Origin of the sequence: Mucilaginibacter phenanthrenivorans (assembly GCF_024721155.1) — a bacterium.
In the GTDB taxonomy this organism is placed as follows: Bacteria; Bacteroidota; Bacteroidia; order Sphingobacteriales; family Sphingobacteriaceae; genus Mucilaginibacter; species Mucilaginibacter phenanthrenivorans.
The window spans coordinates 342,354-358,166 of record NZ_JAHVAP010000004.1 but is presented as its reverse complement, the minus strand read 5'-3'; the positions used below and the strand labels follow the sequence as shown (position 1 = coordinate 358,166).

The following is a 15,813-nucleotide window of genomic DNA, read 5'->3' as shown; positions in this document are numbered from 1 at the left end:
TTATCCGGGCTTTTACTATTTTAGACGGTTAATCCTAAAGATCCTAATGAGAATTAAACTATTGGCCTTGCTGCTCGGCTTTTTTTGTGCCGCTAATGTTTTTGCACAATCACACAGTAATGAAATTGGACTCCAAACAGATAATGATTCCTACCTGTTGCAGGGATCGGACAGGTATTATACCGACGGTATTTTTATTTATTTCAGGCACGCCTTAAAAGTTAAGGACAATGAAACAAACCTGGCCAATAAGGTGCTGGGCTTCGAGTTTGGCCAAAAAATATTTAACCCTCAAAGCGGCAGCATTTTTTATAAGGGCGCTGACCAGGAGTATCTGGTGGATAGGCCGTTCGCCGGGTATTTATATGCAGGGGCCACATTAAATTTATTGTATAAAGACGAAAGCAATTTAAAGCTGGGTGCGCAAATAGGCGTTGTGGGCCCTGCCGCGCTGGGCAAGGAGGTGCAGGATTATGTACACGATAATTTTGGTTTTTATCACCCAAGCGGATGGGAATACCAAATAAAAAATGAGGCGGAACTTAATCTTTCGGCAGAATATAATAAACTACTGACAAGGGGATCATGGATTGATCTGACCTTTTCCGGCTATGCCAATTTAGGAAATGGTTTTAGCGGCCTGGGGGTTGGCCCCTTGGTGCGTGTAGGCTCGTTTAACCAACTCTTTAACTCAGTGAGTACACAAAGTTCAGCAATAAAGAATCAAACCGCGACACCACTACATGAGCACGAACTGTTTTTCTATTATAAACCCATGTTTAACTATGTTGCGTATGACGCTACTATCCAGGGTGGTTTATTTGACAAACATGACGATCCCAACAGCCTGGAAATTACACGGAATAAAGAGCCATTTATCTTTAGCAACCAACTTGGTGTTGCAATAAGCACAAGTCGTTTTGTGATTGATGCCGCCGCTATCTTTCATACCAAGGACGTAAAGGAAATGGTGCAGTCGCATCAGTGGGGAAGCGTTACTGCCTTGTACAGGTTTAAATAGAGAGATTAGAGACCGGAGATTAGAGATTAGGAAAAAGGTAGTTTGTGACTACTAATCCCCATCTTTAAAACTTTTCCTTCGATTTTCCTTTTTGACTGAATTTATCTTTTTTGAATCGAGGCGGGCAGCTTTGGAAGCTTTACTAACTTTTGTTGGTTTACGTATCTTGGGTTTTTGAAGTGCCTTTATTAAAAGCACTGTTAGCCGTTCTACTGCTTTTTCCTTGTTAAGGTATTGGCTTCGTTCTTCGTCGCATACTATTTGCACCAGGCCATCTTTATTTAAACGCGCCTGGATCTTCTCATTTAATAGCACCTTTTCCTCTTCTGTAAACAAAAGAGAATTATCTACAGAAAATAATAATTCAACCTTGCTGGATACTTTGTTAACGTTTTGCCCGCCTTTTCCGCCGCTGCGTGATGTTTTGTAAGTGATCTCTTTTTGTAGATCGGCTTTAGTAAAGTTCATACCGCAAATTTAAAGAAAGTTGGCAGCATGCAATTAACGGATTGCCTTAGATGCCAAAAGATTACAACAATCGTTAACTTATTTTCATAACAAACTGCCAACTCTTTACTGCCAACTGCCAACTTTTTCCTATTTTAGCTACCCATGAGTAATAATATCGTAGTTGCCATTGATGGCTATTCATCGTGCGGGAAAAGCACCCTGGCAAAGGCATTAGCAAAAAGACTTCACTTTATTTATGTTGACAGCGGCGCCATGTACCGCGCAGTTGCACTATATTTTTTAAGGAATAATATTGATTTGGATAATCATAAACAGATTGCGGAGGCTTTAAAAAATATCCACCTAAACTTCCACTCGCGAGATTATGAAACGCACATTACCCTTAATGATGAAGAGGTATCGGAAGAGATAAGGCAAATGCCTGTTTCTGAAAAGGTGAGTACAGTAGCTACTATTCGCGAAGTGAGACACGAAATGGTGAAGCAGCAGCAGCGCATGGGTAAATCTAAAAATATTGTGATGGATGGCCGAGACATTGGCACAGCCGTGTTCCCTGATGCACCGGTTAAATTTTTTATGACCGCTGATCCTAAAATTCGTGCAGAAAGGCGATACAAGGAATTACTGCCTAAAAATCCTGATATTACCTTAGAGGATGTATTTGAAAACCTGGCTCATCGTGATTACCAGGATACCACCCGGAAGGAAAGCCCGCTGGTTCGTGCTGAAGACGCAATTATCCTGGATAATACAGACTTAACTCCAGCCGAACAATTGCTATTTGCGTTAAGCGCAATAGAGCCATTTCTATAAACGGCAATTTGTTTGACTTAAGGGAGCAACGAACGCAGTTGTGTTACTCTTCAAATTTAACAGCACTTACCCCAAAACGATTTAGGAAATCAACCCCTTCATCACTGCCTATGCCTTTATAGGCAGCATATGATTTATCGTAAAATACCTTTTTAACCCCCGCCGAAAATATCAGGCGGGCACATGGCAGGCATGGCGACAGGGTGGTGTACAAAGTTGCACCTTCTAAGTTAGCGCCATTTTTCACAGCATAAAGTATCGCATTTTCTTCGGCGTGCAGGGCTAGGGAACAACTCCCCTTTGAATCACGGGCACAACCGGTTTCGGGCCACTCCTCGTCGCAGTTGTGAGTGCCTGCCGGGGGGCCATTGTAGCCTATGGATATAATACGAGTGTCCTTAGCCAAAACGGCACCAACATGAGCCTTAACGCAATGCGAGCGTTTAGACAGATCGGTTGCCAGGTTCATGAAAATATGGTCGAAGGATAATTTGGTCATTTGTTGGTGATTAGAGACTAGAGACCAGAGGATAGGAAATTAACTAATCTCCAGGCTCTGATCTCTAATAACTTAAAAATTAATGTCCGCCTGAGGCTTGAACGTGATCAAGGTCAAACCCTTGTTTTAACAATTCGCGGCTTACCTTCCACGCAAAATAGGTTAGATATGCGAAACCCAGGACCGGAACAATGTAGGAGAAATGAATTCCACTCATTCCTGCAATCAGGTTATTACTGCCATCGGCAACCTTACCCTGTAATGGCGGGATAATCGATCCGCCTAAAATCATCATAATTAAAAAGGCCGAACCCTGGCTTGTGTATTTCCCTAAGCCTGTAATAGATAATGAGAAAATAGATGGCCACATAATTGAACAACACAGGCCACCACTTATGAATGAAAAAGTAGCTACCCGGCCGGTTGTAAATAAACCGATCAGCATAAAAATAACGCCAAGGATACCTAAAACTGATAAAGTACGAGTTGGTTTTTGCTTGCCGATAAAGAACGCGACAATAAGCACGGCTACACAAATTGCATAAACGTAAAGCTTACTTACATTAACCCCTGTAACAGCATTAACAAGCAATACAATACCGAATGCAACAAAAGGGATAATTATGTATAAAATGTATTTTGTTACTTTAGATAGATTGAAGGCGCCAATGGCACCGGCAAAACGACCGATCATAAGGCTACCCCAGTATAAAGAGATATAAGGTGCTATGTCCGATTCCTGGAATGAACCAAACTCTGGTGTTTTTAATAATGAGCCCATATTACTTTGAATGGTAACCTCTGTACCTACGTAAGTAAATATGGCCAGCATGCCTAATATTAGCTGCGGGTATTGCATTGCACCCCATCCCTCTTTGCTTTTTTTTGCGGCCAATATGGTACCAACCAGTGTTAATACAATAATAGCCAAGGATGCGTAAACAAAATACTGACTTTTTACGTGATCTGAAGATAGCAGCTTATTAAGATAGGCACTCAATGGGTCGGCTGCCAAAATAAGCAGGAACGCCAAAAACATAATTAAAAGCGGCGTATTTGCCTTCTTACTTGTTTCCAGCTTTTCATCGCTGGTTACCTTTGGTAGGTTTGAAAACCAGAAGAAAAGAGCCACTGCTATAAATAAGCCTGCGAGCATATAATAAAGGTTGTTTACAGATGAGATCTGAACATCTTTTGCAGCAATTTTAGCAGTTGCTGATCCGAACAAAATAAAGCCTACAACCACAGGGCCTAATAAACCCCCAATATTATTGATACTACCGGCAAAATTTAAACGGTTTGAACCTGTTTCAGGCGCACCTAAAGCAACCACAAATGGATTTGCTGCGGTTTGTTGCAGTGAAAACCCAATAGCTATAATAAAGAAAACTGCAAGTATAAATCCGAATGAGCCTGAAGCAACAGCCGGGATCATGCCCAGTGCTCCTATTGCCGATATAACCAACCCTAAAATTATGCCGTTTTTGTAACCTAATTTGTTCATAATATCAACCTTACTGGCTTGTGATGCGAAGTAAAGGATAAGTGAACCAATAAAATATCCACCATAAAATGTAAAATCTATAAGCTGAGACTCGAACTGCGTTAAATGAAAGTGAACTTTGCAAAATGGGATAAATACCCCGTTTGATGCAGCAAGAAAGCCCCAAAAGAAAAATACAGTAATAATGGTGTATAGCGCAGTGCCGTAATTTTTTGAATTTTTTTGTTCCATTGTTTAATTAGGTTTGTACCAAGGGTGTAATTAAAACACTAAACATAGGTATTTTTTAGAATTCTGCTGTATTTTTAATTAATAAAATCACAAATTTAAGTTTGGTTGTTTAACATATAAAATTGCATATTCGTGCTGTCTTTTTTAAAATCGAGCGGCATATAAGCCTAAATTAATGATAGAAGCTATTATTTCGGGTATAGGGTTTGGATTAGTGTTGACGTTTTTGACCGGCCCGGTTTTCTTTGCTTTAATAAAAACCAGTATAGAAAAAGGCTTTCATGCCGGGGTTGCTTTGGCTTTGGGAGTAGTCTGCAGCGATATGGTTTTTGTTGGCGCCATCCTCTTCGGATCTCAATATTTTGATATCACGGCACATGATAAAACCTACGCAGGCATATTTGGCAGCACCATTTTATTTGCGATAGGTATTTACTACATGTTCAAAAAATCAGAGATCAACTATAAAAATACTATACCTACTACACTGCATCGCGCCGGCTATTTTTTAAAGGGCTTTGTGATGTGTATATTCAATCCAACCATACTTTTTCATTGGACAATAGTTATAGGTGCAGCGAGTACTGTTTACCACGAAGGGGTGCCCAACCGCTCCGTAAAAATAGCCATCATGTTCTTGACTATACTTATTGTTCAGTTCGGCCTTGACACCACAAAAGCTTTTTATGCCGATAAACTTCGCGACAGGATCTCGGTTAAATTTGTTCACCGGCTTAATGAGGTTGCCGGGATCGCCCTTATTATTGCGTCGTTTGTGTTGCTTGACAAGCTTGTTACTCATTTTGTATTCTCCGCTCCCGGGGGTTAATAGTCAGTTGTCATCGGGCATTAGTCATTGGTAGGATGGCGATTGTTGAAGAGTAGATGGGGCGGCTCACTACAAAGTAATATAAGTTTTTCAAAACCCTTCTAATTCTCAATATAAATCTTATCTTTAGAAAAATCCATCCCAATGCAGTGGCCTGCGCGTACGCATTGTTTAATTTCCTTTAAACAATATTTATCCTTTGGCTAATAATACCCCGGTATCTGCGTTAAATTATCATCAAACCCAATAAACAATACAATGAGCAAAGACAGAAAAACAGTAAAAGAGGTTAAAAAAGCACCTACTGTAAACGCAAATAAAAAAGTGTCGTCATATCAAAACGAAAAAGGCTCAAAATCAGATTCAGGCGTTAAGAAATAAACATGAGCGACAAAACAGTAGAAACAGAAACCCGGATGTACCTTTATGATTTAATGAATGCTGCCAAAGAGCATGGTTTTAAATCAGACGACACCTGGGAACTAAACATGGTCACCGAAAGCGGAAGATCAAAATTGCAGAAGGATTATTACCCGGTTATTGCCGTGAAAATACTTCCTGAAATTTTGTTGCAGGTATTTAATTCGGCGAAATCGGCGTTAAAGCAATCATACACCAATGAAGGTATGCTACCCGATGCTAAAGCAATTTTGGCTGAAAATTATAATTACCTGGTGGCTGTTAATTTGAAAAGGTTGAGAGGGTAAAGGAGTTCTTAGTCTTGAGTTCCAAGTCTTGAGTCATTTTAGTACAAAAGCAAAAGTCCGAATCCAGTTAATGGTTCGGACTTTTTTTATTATTGACTTAAGACTTCTGACTCTCGACTTAAGACTTAATTATACCCTCTTGTATTCTTTCCTTCCATCCAGTTGGCAAACGCTCTGTTAACAACCTTGTTTCCACCCGGGGTTGGATAATTGCCTGAGAAATACCAGTCGCCCAAATGATCGGGACAAGCTGTATGCAGGTTATCAAGCGTTTGATAAATTACCTTTACTTCTGCTTTTATTTCTTTAGGGGTGATGATTTTAGCAATGCGATCTGAGATCTCCTGGTCGGTAAACGGCTCATAAATGGCTTTTACGTAATTTTCAACCTCTTCCTTGGGAAGTTTTGCACTGTCCTTACATTGTTGGTACACTTTTAATATCACATCGTCTCTGCCTGCATCTTTAAGCAAACTGATCGCTGCTTCAAAAGCAACAAACTCGCCCATGCGCGACATATCGATGCCATAGCAATCCGGGAAACGGATCTGCGGTGCAGATGAAACAACTACAATTTTTTTAGGGCCAAGCCTGTCAAGGATCTTCAGGATACTTTGTTTAAGCGTTGTTCCGCGAACGATCGAGTCATCCAAAACAACCAAAGTATCAGCACCTTTTTTAATCAGGCCATAAGTAGTATCATAAACGTGAGCTACCATTTCGCTGCGGTCTGCATCCTGCGTAATAAAGGTGCGCAGCTTAACGTCCTTAATCGCTATCTTTTCGACCCTTGGCGCCATCGAAAGCACTTCGGTTAATTCCTCTTCACTTATCTTATCCTCGCGGTTCAGTAACCTGTCGCGCTGGTATTTTTTAATATATTTATGTACACCCTCTACCATGCCGTAAAAAGCAACCTCGGCAGTGTTAGGTATATAGGAGAATACGGTGTTTTTTACATCGTGATCTACAAAATTTAAGATCTGCTCACAAAGTAAACGACCCAATTGCTTACGTTCACGGTAAATAGAAGCATCGCTGCCGCGGGAGAAATAAATGCGTTCAAAAGAACACGCTTTTTTCTCAGCCGGCTCACTTATCCTGTCCTCTGTGATTTTACCATTCTTTTTAACGATCAAAGCATGACCGGGCTGGATTTCCTTGATATCCTCCATCGGGATATTAAAGGCCGTTTGGAGGGCGGGTCTTTCAGACGCTGCAACAACAATCTCATCATTATAGTAATAATAAGCCGGACGAATGCCCGCAGGATCACGCATTACAAATGCATCACCATGACCTAAAATACCTGCTATCGTATAACCACCATCCCAGTTTTTTGCTGATTTACGCAGGATCTTGGCAACATCCATATCATTAGCTATCAGCTTGCTGATTTCGATATTGTCGTCCAATCCTTCGCGTTTATACTGGTCAAACAGGCCCTGGTTTTCGGTATCTATAAAGTGGCCTATTTTTTCAAGAACGGTAATGGTATCGGCTTTTTCCTTCGGATGTTGGCCAAGGTCGTATAGTTGCTGTAGTAGTTCATCAACATTCGTCATGTTGAAGTTTCCTGCAATAACCAGGTTACGCGTCATCCAGTTGTTCTGCCTTAAAAAAGGGTGACAGTTCTCGATGCTGTTTTTGCCATGGGTACCATAACGCAAATGGCCCAATAACACTTCGCCGGTAAAGCTTACGTGCTCTTTGAGCCATTCTGCATCCGCCATTTTTTCAGGCATCTCCTTTTGAATGTCGGCAAATTTCTTCTGGATATATTCGAAGATATCAGCAACCGCATTCGAAGCCATTGATCGATGTCGGCTTATGTAGCGTTTACCGGGCTCAATGTCGAGTTTAATGGTAGCAACGCCCGCGCCATCCTGGCCGCGGTTATGTTGTTTTTCCATTAAAAGGTAAAGTTTGTTTAGGCCGTAAAGGGCCGTGCCGTATTTTTTTTGATAAAAAGAAAGCGGTTTTAACAGGCGGATAAATGCCACACCGCACTCATGTTTAATCGAGTCGCTCATGATTACTAATGAGCGGCAAAGTTAAAATTTAAATGTTAAAACTTGGAATTAACAATGTCATTAAATTGCATTAATATTTAGGGGGAGAATTAGCTTGAAATGGATTGATTAACAGTGATTTTGTTCTTTTTTTGAACCATGATTCATTTGATTAAAGGATTTCCTGATTTTTTTTGAACGCGATAAGCATCCTGATAATCAGTAAATCCTTTAATCATGGTTCAAATAGTTACTTCCCAAACTCCACCATTTTATGCAAAGCTACAGGATCATAAATTCGCCCCGCCTTTATTACAATGGTTACTTTACGAATATCCCTGATAGTAGTTAACGGATCGCCATCAATAATAACAATATCGGCACTTTTACCAATATCTATCGATCCTGTTTCCTTATCCATTTTCATTACTGCTGCAGGCGTGATGGTTGCTGTGCGGATGGCCTGGATAGGGGTAAGGCCTGCTTGAACATATAACTCTAACTCACGGTCGAGGCTGTAGCCGGGGAAGCCCTGGTCGGTACCGGCAACTATGGTTACGCCATTATCATAAAGTACTTTTACCGTTTTTTGAAAACTGTCCCAAATGGGTTTTAATTTAAGAGAAGTTGCCGAATCCATTCCCGTGTTTTTAAAGATGGCCTGTAATGGAAGCGGAAGCGTATAAAAAGCCGGCTCCATAACTGTAATATTATCTTTAGTGGACCGGAAAACCATCTCGAAAACGCCCAGCGTAGGATCGATAACAACATTATGTTGCTTGATGAATTTTAGAGCTGCTATACTTAATGAGTCCTCAAAATTTATGGAACGATCCTTATTGCGTTTCATAACGGAATAAACATACTGAACATGGTTAACCATATCCATTCCAGAATCAACGCCAGCCTGTAATGTCATCCCGTTAGGGATATGCCCGGTAACCGTGAGCCCAACCTTATGTGCCTCTTCGCAAATGGCCTTAACAATTGCAGGCTTTGCCGAGCTGTAAATTTTAATCTGTACAAAACCATTTGCCTTATAACGGTCAACTGCTTTTATGGCTTCTTCTTTGGTATCGGCCTGGATTATTCCTAGCGCCATTGGTCCCTTGCCGTCAATAATACCAGCCTTTAAGATCTTCGGTCCGATCCCCTTGCCACCATCAATTGCACTTTGGACCGAGTTAATAAAGCCAAACTCGTTACCGCAATCGCGAACGGTGGTAACACCCGCAGCTAAATAGGCCGGCCCCCAATCAACCTGTTCGAAGTGAGCATGCATATCCCAAAGACCCGGTAATATGGTTTTTCCTTTAGCATCAATAATTTTAGCGCCTGCAGGAATTGTTACCTCACCGGCCTTGCCAACCTTTTTTATAATACCGTTTTCTATTATCACAACTGCGTTTGGTATAGGCGTTGAATTAACAACGTCAATTACAGTTCCTCCGGTTATGGCGATCAGTTTCTCAACAGCCGCAGTTTTTGGGGTAGATTTCGCGAACATCTCCATGCCGTAAGTAGCAGCCTTTGCGATGAACGTTGGCAATAACGATTCGTAAGTCTCCAGCATCATTTCCAGTTTATCAGCCTCTGCGTCATTTGTGATCAGGCAGATCAGCTGGCCCGATTTATCAGCCCATAAAATTTCATGACCCCAAATTAAGCCGCCAACCGTGAAGCGCTCAAGCTGTAATGTTTTGCCATTGAAACTGATCGCATCCTCGCCATCCTTTTTGATTTGTACCGATCCGAACGGAAGCGTAGTGATTGATGCAGGTTGTTTATGGTTTTTCCAATACTGTAGCAGTACCTGCTGAACAGTTCCGGGTGCATAGCTGGCGACAGGGAAGGTTAAGGCTGTTATTTTCTTATGATAGATGGAATCGTCGACCTTTATCCGGGCCTGGTTACCCGTGATCGAGATTGTATCGTTTATGGTTGCTGAACGCGCGGTGTTGCCTTTTATCTTCAATCCCAGGGGTTCAAATGCGGGCGTTAATTTTAATTCCGCCTTTAATGGTACAGGTGAACCACGATCGGTGAATTTAAAATTAACCGTGTAGGTAATTTCAGTTGCTGTTTTGCTAATGCGATAGATTTCCTTACCGATGTTTTGCTCAAATTTATGAAGGAAAAAGGAAACGCTGTCTGGTTTAGCTTGTGCAAACACAGCAGATATAGCCAATGACAGGAAAGGAACGAGGATATATTTTTTCATAAGGTGATTAAGTTGTGACGGTTTAAAGTTATCAAATTGGACAGCAAATGATAAATTTATTTGAAAGCCAACGCTTTTTTGTAATTTTATTTACCGCTTTAAATATAGATTATCGCTATGACCGTACCTGAAATAATGACCTACCTGCAAGCCAATGGCAGCGAGAGCATCAAAAAGATATTAGTAAAACACGGTATCAAAGAGCCGTTTTTTGGCGTAAAAGTGGAATATCTTAAAACTATTCAAAAACAGGTTAAAAAGGATTACCAATTGGCAAAGGATCTTTACGCCACGGGTAATGCTGATGCCATGTACCTTGCCGGCCTTATTGCGGACGATGAACAAATGAGCAAAGCTGACCTGCAAACCTGGGCTAAACAAGCTGTCTCCAATAATATAAGCGAATACACGGTGCCGTGGGTGGCTACCGGTGGTAAACATGGTTTTGAATTGGCTTTGGAGTGGATAGATTCACCTGTAGATTACATTGCAGCGGCAGGTTGGTCCACGTTGGGCAATTGGGTATCGCTTAAGTCGGACAGTGAGCTTGATATTCCGGCGCTAAAAAACCTTATGCAAAGGGTCATTGAAAATATTCATTCTTCACCTAACAGGGTTAAAGTAACAATGAATAACTTCATTATTTGCGTAGGTTCATACGTTACAGCATTAAACCAGGACGCGCTGGACGCCGCAAAAAAGATTGGTGCCGTTACTGTTGATATGAACGGTACCGCCTGCAAAACACCCGATGCCGGGGCCTATATCAACAAAGCCGTGGATAAGGGAACTCTCGGCAAAAAGAAAAAGATGGTAAAGTGCTGATGTCAAGTCAATAGCCTTTAGTCGCAAGCCTTGAGTCAAATTTTGTCTTTGAACTAAAGACTTAAACGTCAACTTATGATTGATAAACGCTGGTTAAAGATCTATAGTTGAAATTTATCCTTCATACCCAATAACCCCCAGATGCCGCCGCTATGAATGGCGAGGATGCGGCTTCCGGGTTTAAAATAATCCTTAGCGGCAAGGTCATAAATGGCATAAAGCATTTTGCCAGTATAAACAGGTTCTATTAATATGCCTGTTTCTGCCACAAATTGTTTGATAAAGGATATAAGCCGGTCATCGGTTTTCCCATAGCCGCCGAAGTGATATGCCGTATGTAAATTATAATCGACAGGTCCGGATAAAAACTGGTTTATCTCTTCCTTTAAAAACTCCCCGTTTTTTAGCACCGGTACCGCATTAAATTGAGTTGGCAGTTCATTTTTTTGAATACCATTGATAATGCCCGCAGCGGTTGTCCCGGTTCCGCAGGCACAAAAAATGTGATCGTAGGTTTCGGTTAATTCATCGATCAATTCACTGCATCCTTTTGCACCCTCACGTGATGCGCCGCCTTCATCTATAAAAAACGAGGTAGGATCAGCACCAAAATATTGCACAAATAACTCTGGTTTATTACGATAAGCTTCTCTATCAACAAAAATTAACTGCATTCCATGCAAGCGGCAAAGAAAAAGGGTGTCGTTAGTTACTTCCTCGCCCCGTACAATCCCGGTGGACTTAAAACCAAACTTTGCAGCTGCCGCCGCAGTTGCGAGTAAGTGGTTGGAGTACGCGCCGCCAAATGTTACCAGGTGATTTTTATTTTCGGTCTGTGCGCGCTGTAAAACGTACTTTAGTTTACGCCATTTATTACCTGAAATGATAGGGTGGATGAGATCATCGCGCTTTAGAGATACCTCCAAGCCCTTTTCATCAAAAAGTTGGTTTTTGATTTGATGAACGGGGCTGAAAATTTCGAGGTTGAGATCCATAGGTTAAATATATTATATAGGGTTGGCTTTTGTATCCATCCTTATATTATATGCTGGATCGTCCTAAATTCCGAAACCAATGCCTGCGTTAACAGATGAATATTGCGCAATACTATAAGATGTATAAAAGCGGAAAACTCCCAGGTTTAACTGGAAGCCCACATCAGCACGGGCACCGTTAATAACGCCCTCGCTTATTGACACAGGGTTGGTAAAAGTTGTGTAGGTATTACTTATAAGCGTGCCGCCCGTGGTTACCGGGTAATTACCAACCGCTGTAACGCTGGCGTGGGTAGTATTATAGCCTACAGCTAAAAAGGGTGTAAACGCCAATAGTTTTTTCGATACGATTACCTGTGCCATAAAGCTGTTAAAGCTTCCATCAATATGCTGGTTGCTGAAATCGGTACTTTGCTGGCTGTCCTTTGGTTGTGCACCATTTTCGGGGGTTACCGATAAAGTTTTATCAAGCTTTAAATGGCTATAACCAATGGCAATTGCCAGGTCAAATGGAATTAATGCATCCGCGGTTTTACCGGCAATGTCCTGCATAATATCATGCTTTAGGCCAAAACCTATCATTGAAATACTTCCATAATCGTTGCCGACAGTAACTTTTGGAATGGCGCGTAAGGTTATGTCCGTGTTTTGAATCAATCCGACGGTTGCCTGGATCTGCGGAGCGGGGATAAACGAAATAACGCCGGCCGGCATATTAAAACTGCTTACCTTGTGGCCATTATCATCATAAATATTTAAAAGCGGGCCATCTATATTTTTCCTGCCGCCAAAAGTTGGGGTAATGGTTTGGCTGGCATCGGCGGGGCGAACATGGTCCGACAAGCCAATTTTTGTTACATCAAAGGTTTTATCAGCAGAAGATACAAAAGCAGCAGACGCAGTAACCCTAATGTCAAACCGTAATGTTTTTTTGGTTTTCGCGGTATTGTTCCACCCACTGTTCTGATCAACTCCCAGCCCCTTGAATAAAGGCAAGGCATACGCGTTAAATAATTTTGTGGCATCAGCAGGGCTGGATTTGATCAGTCCCGAAAATGCATCCTGCGCATTTGCCGCTGACGCCAAACCAATTAAGGTTATTATGTACAGAAATATGTAGCGCTTTCTCATGGTTATGTTAACGTTTACACAATGATACATATTTTAGAATTAATCAATATCTGAAAAAACGACTACTTTTGCCCACAATGACTGAAGATACCGGTTTTATTGAGCAGGAAGAGCAGGACCTTTATGAACACTTACGCATAGTTGTTGATAAGGGCCAGTCGCTGTTGCGAATTGATAAGTTTTTGATGCACCGCGTTGAGAATGCATCGCGTAATCGCATCCAAAATGCTATCGAGCTGGGCAATGTGCTGGTTAATGATAAGGAAATTAAATCGAGTTACCGCGTAAAACCGCTTGATGTTATTTCGGTTGTACTGCCTCATCCGCCGCGCGACACGGAGGTTTATCCCGAAAATATACCGATCAATATTGTTTATGAGGATGACGATGTGCTGGTGGTTAACAAGCCGGCGGGTATGGTTGTGCACCCCGGATATAACAATTATACAGGCACGCTGGTTAATGCTTTGGTGTACCATTTTCAACAACTGCCTACTTTACCGGGTAACGATGGCCGGCCGGGGTTGGTACACCGGATAGATAAGGATACCTCAGGCTTGCTACTGATCAGTAAAAACGAACGTTCCATGACCTGGCTGGCGAAACAATTTTTTGACCATACCATTGCCCGTAAGTACATTGCCCTGGTTTGGGGTGATCTGCCTGAAGATGGTACTGTAACCGGTTATATTGGGCGAAGTGTGAACGATAGAAGAGTAATGTCTATTTATGACGATCCGGAAAAAGGGAAATGGTCGGTAACACACTATAAAGTGCTGGAGCGGATGGACTATGTTACCCTGATTGAATGCCAGCTGGAAACCGGGCGGACGCATCAGATTCGCGCGCATATGAAACACATTGGCCACCCTTTATTTAGCGATGCCACATACGGCGGTGATAAAATTTTAAAAGGAACTGTTTTTAGTAAATACAAACAATTTGTCGAAAATTGCTTTGAGTTACTACCAAGGCAGGCGTTGCATGCAAAATCATTGGGTTTTTTACATCCGACAATAAAAAAGCAATTGCACTTTGAAGCGCCGCTGCCTGCTGATTTCGACGCTGCGTTGCAAAAGTGGAGAAAGTATGTGGATGCTAGAGATTAGTTAATTAGAGAATAGAGATCAGTTAATCAGTGATTAGGGTAAAATCTTAATAGTTAGCATCGAAGCTCAATTTTAATATTAATAATACGTTCATGAAATTTATAAAAAAACATCTACAGCTGTAGATTTAAAAAAATGATAACTAATCTCTAACCTCTGGTCTCTAATCTCTAATCTCCAACCATGCTCCCAATATTCATCAATTTTAATGGCGAAATACTTCCGGCTGATACCAAACTGCTTGGGATAGGTAACCGCGCATTTAAATATGGCGATGGTCTGTTCGAGAGTATGCGCCTGATGAAGGGGCAGCTTAAGTTCCCTGAGCTGCATGCCGACCGTTTGCAACGCGGTATGAAGTTGCTTAAAATTGACGGTTACTCGCAGATGGATATTTGGTTTTTAAAGGAAAAAACGGCTGACCTTGCCCGTCGCAATAAGATAAAACATGGCAGGCTGCGCCTTACCGTTTATAGGGATGCAGATGGACTTTACACACCGTCGCATAACAAGATGGGCTACTGTTTGGAGATAGTGCCTATGGATGAGCCACGTTATTTTTTAAATGACAAAGGATTAATCATGGACCTGTTTACGGAACTGCCCAAGCCCACCAATTACCTGTCGAACATAAAAACCTGTAACTCATTAATATATGTAATGGCAGGCATCTACAAAAATCAAAACAAGCTGGATGATGTTTTTTTGCTGAACCAGGCGGGCAATTTATGCGAGGCAAGCAGCTCGAACATATTTATCTGGTATCAAAAGCATTTGTATACTCCCGCTTTAAGCGAGGGCTGTGTAGAGGGTGTGATGCGGCAGGTGGTAATTGATATCGCCAAAAACAATAATATCCCGGTTACTGAAGCGCAGATCAGCCCGGATATTTTGTACGCGGCCGATGAGGTTTTTTTAACCAATGCCGGGCGTGGCATACAAAGTGTAATTGGCTTTGGGGTGAGGCGGTATTTTAACGAGCTAAGTAAAATACTGGTGGATGAACTGAATAAATTATAAGCCGCCGCTCTGTTTTAATAGGGTATCTGATAGTTTTAGCCTGATGATGCCATCACCGTCCAAACTAATCATGTCCACAAGGTCAACTTCCAGGATCTCTGAAATCTCAATCAACCTGTTCAACGTAATGTTACTGTAGCCCAGTTCGATTTTGCTGTATGCATTTTGGGAAATATCTAATTTTGCGGCAAGATAATCCTGCGTGTAATTTCTAAATTCTCTGATTTTCCTAATGTTGGAAACTATTGCTTTGGTTTTTAAATCGCTTATCGACCTCATAAAAAACATTCGTTTATAAACCTCTATAAACGAAGTAAAAACCTATACGGTTTTTTTTAAATGCAATTAACTAATGCGATAGTTTAAATTAACTAATGCGTTAATAGTCAGACATCGACAAATAAAAATTATAAGAGGATTGCTGA

Annotated in this window: 16 protein-coding genes; 8 read left to right on the top strand and 8 right to left on the bottom strand. The window is 41.4% G+C overall.

The features are described from left to right. Nucleotides 1-46: 46 nt before the first annotated feature. Nucleotides 47-1,021 (top strand): lipid A deacylase LpxR family protein, encoded by a 975-nt coding sequence (locus KXD93_RS11080; RefSeq protein ID WP_258137159.1) that lies wholly within the window; start codon nt 47-49, stop codon nt 1,019-1,021. A gap of 51 nt (nt 1,022-1,072) precedes the next feature. Here KXD93_RS11080 and arfB read toward each other — a convergent pair whose 3' ends face one another. After that, on the bottom strand, nt 1,073-1,489 hold the full coding sequence (gene arfB, locus KXD93_RS11075; protein WP_258137158.1) for an alternative ribosome rescue aminoacyl-tRNA hydrolase ArfB: 417 nt from the start codon (nt 1,487-1,489) through the stop codon (nt 1,073-1,075). A gap of 144 nt (nt 1,490-1,633) precedes the next feature. Here arfB and cmk point away from each other — a divergent pair, with 144 nt between their 5' ends. Next, on the top strand, nt 1,634-2,305 hold the full coding sequence (gene cmk, locus KXD93_RS11070; RefSeq protein WP_258137157.1) for a (d)CMP kinase: 672 nt from the start codon (nt 1,634-1,636) through the stop codon (nt 2,303-2,305). 43 nt (nt 2,306-2,348) lie between these two features. Here the strand turns inward: cmk and KXD93_RS11065 are convergent, their stop codons facing one another. Both KXD93_RS11065 and KXD93_RS11060 read right to left on the bottom strand, forming a co-directional pair. Continuing rightward, entirely contained in the window at nt 2,349-2,804 is a 456-nt protein-coding gene (locus KXD93_RS11065; RefSeq protein WP_258137156.1) for a deoxycytidylate deaminase, read from the bottom strand. Nucleotides 2,805-2,883: 79 nt separating this feature from the next. Next, the gene (locus KXD93_RS11060) at nt 2,884-4,539 is read right to left on the bottom strand and encodes an MFS transporter (protein WP_258137155.1); all 1,656 of its coding nucleotides are present in this window, start codon (nt 4,537-4,539) and stop codon (nt 2,884-2,886) included. A 175-nt stretch (nt 4,540-4,714) separates the two neighbouring features. Between KXD93_RS11060 and KXD93_RS11055 the strand changes: the two genes are divergently transcribed. The 3 genes from KXD93_RS11055 (at nt 4,715) to KXD93_RS11045 (ending at nt 6,075) form a co-directional block, all read left to right on the top strand. After that, nucleotides 4,715-5,368: a LysE family translocator gene (locus KXD93_RS11055; protein ID WP_258137154.1), complete on the top strand. Its 654-nt coding sequence runs from the start codon at nt 4,715-4,717 to the stop codon at nt 5,366-5,368. A 258-nt stretch (nt 5,369-5,626) separates the two neighbouring features. Then, nucleotides 5,627-5,749: a hypothetical protein gene (locus KXD93_RS11050; protein ID WP_258137153.1), complete on the top strand. Its 123-nt coding sequence runs from the start codon at nt 5,627-5,629 to the stop codon at nt 5,747-5,749. Nucleotides 5,750-5,751: 2 nt separating this feature from the next. Then, nucleotides 5,752-6,075, top strand: coding sequence for a hypothetical protein (locus KXD93_RS11045; protein WP_258137152.1), 324 nt, complete (start codon nt 5,752-5,754; stop codon nt 6,073-6,075). Nucleotides 6,076-6,200: 125 nt separating this feature from the next. Here KXD93_RS11045 and KXD93_RS11040 read toward each other — a convergent pair whose 3' ends face one another. Next, nucleotides 6,201-8,108 carry an amidophosphoribosyltransferase gene (locus KXD93_RS11040; RefSeq protein ID WP_258137151.1) on the bottom strand — a complete coding sequence of 636 codons (1,908 nt, stop codon included), beginning with the start codon at nt 8,106-8,108 and terminating at the stop codon, nt 6,201-6,203. A 229-nt stretch (nt 8,109-8,337) separates the two neighbouring features. Beyond that, on the bottom strand, nt 8,338-10,308 hold the full coding sequence (locus KXD93_RS11035) for an amidohydrolase family protein (RefSeq protein ID WP_258137150.1): 1,971 nt from the start codon (nt 10,306-10,308) through the stop codon (nt 8,338-8,340). Between the two features lie 117 nt (nt 10,309-10,425). Here KXD93_RS11035 and KXD93_RS11030 point away from each other — a divergent pair, with 117 nt between their 5' ends. Beyond that, nucleotides 10,426-11,133, top strand: a complete 708-nt coding sequence (locus KXD93_RS11030) for a DNA alkylation repair protein (protein ID WP_258137149.1) — start codon at nt 10,426-10,428, stop codon at nt 11,131-11,133. A 101-nt stretch (nt 11,134-11,234) separates the two neighbouring features. On the opposite strand, the gene KXD93_RS11025 is transcribed toward KXD93_RS11030, so the two are convergent. Both KXD93_RS11025 and KXD93_RS11020 read right to left on the bottom strand, forming a co-directional pair. Beyond that, nucleotides 11,235-12,128 carry a 1-aminocyclopropane-1-carboxylate deaminase/D-cysteine desulfhydrase gene (locus KXD93_RS11025; protein ID WP_258137148.1) on the bottom strand — a complete coding sequence of 298 codons (894 nt, stop codon included), beginning with the start codon at nt 12,126-12,128 and terminating at the stop codon, nt 11,235-11,237. Nucleotides 12,129-12,191: 63 nt separating this feature from the next. Further along, nucleotides 12,192-13,259 (bottom strand): DUF6588 family protein, encoded by a 1,068-nt coding sequence (locus KXD93_RS11020; protein ID WP_258137147.1) that lies wholly within the window; start codon nt 13,257-13,259, stop codon nt 12,192-12,194. A gap of 77 nt (nt 13,260-13,336) precedes the next feature. On the opposite strand from KXD93_RS11020, the gene KXD93_RS11015 reads away from it, so the two are divergent. Continuing rightward, complete coding sequence (locus KXD93_RS11015) at nt 13,337-14,368, top strand: RluA family pseudouridine synthase (RefSeq protein ID WP_258137146.1); 1,032 nt, start codon at nt 13,337-13,339, stop codon at nt 14,366-14,368. 183 nt (nt 14,369-14,551) lie between these two features. Next, nucleotides 14,552-15,388: an aminotransferase class IV gene (locus KXD93_RS11010; RefSeq protein ID WP_258137145.1), complete on the top strand. Its 837-nt coding sequence runs from the start codon at nt 14,552-14,554 to the stop codon at nt 15,386-15,388. Here the strand turns inward: KXD93_RS11010 and KXD93_RS11005 are convergent. Then, nucleotides 15,383-15,667 carry a helix-turn-helix domain-containing protein gene (locus KXD93_RS11005; RefSeq protein ID WP_258137144.1) on the bottom strand — a complete coding sequence of 95 codons (285 nt, stop codon included), beginning with the start codon at nt 15,665-15,667 and terminating at the stop codon, nt 15,383-15,385. The two genes, KXD93_RS11010 and KXD93_RS11005, sit on opposite strands and share 6 nt — an antisense overlap. Nucleotides 15,668-15,813 lie beyond the last annotated feature (146 nt).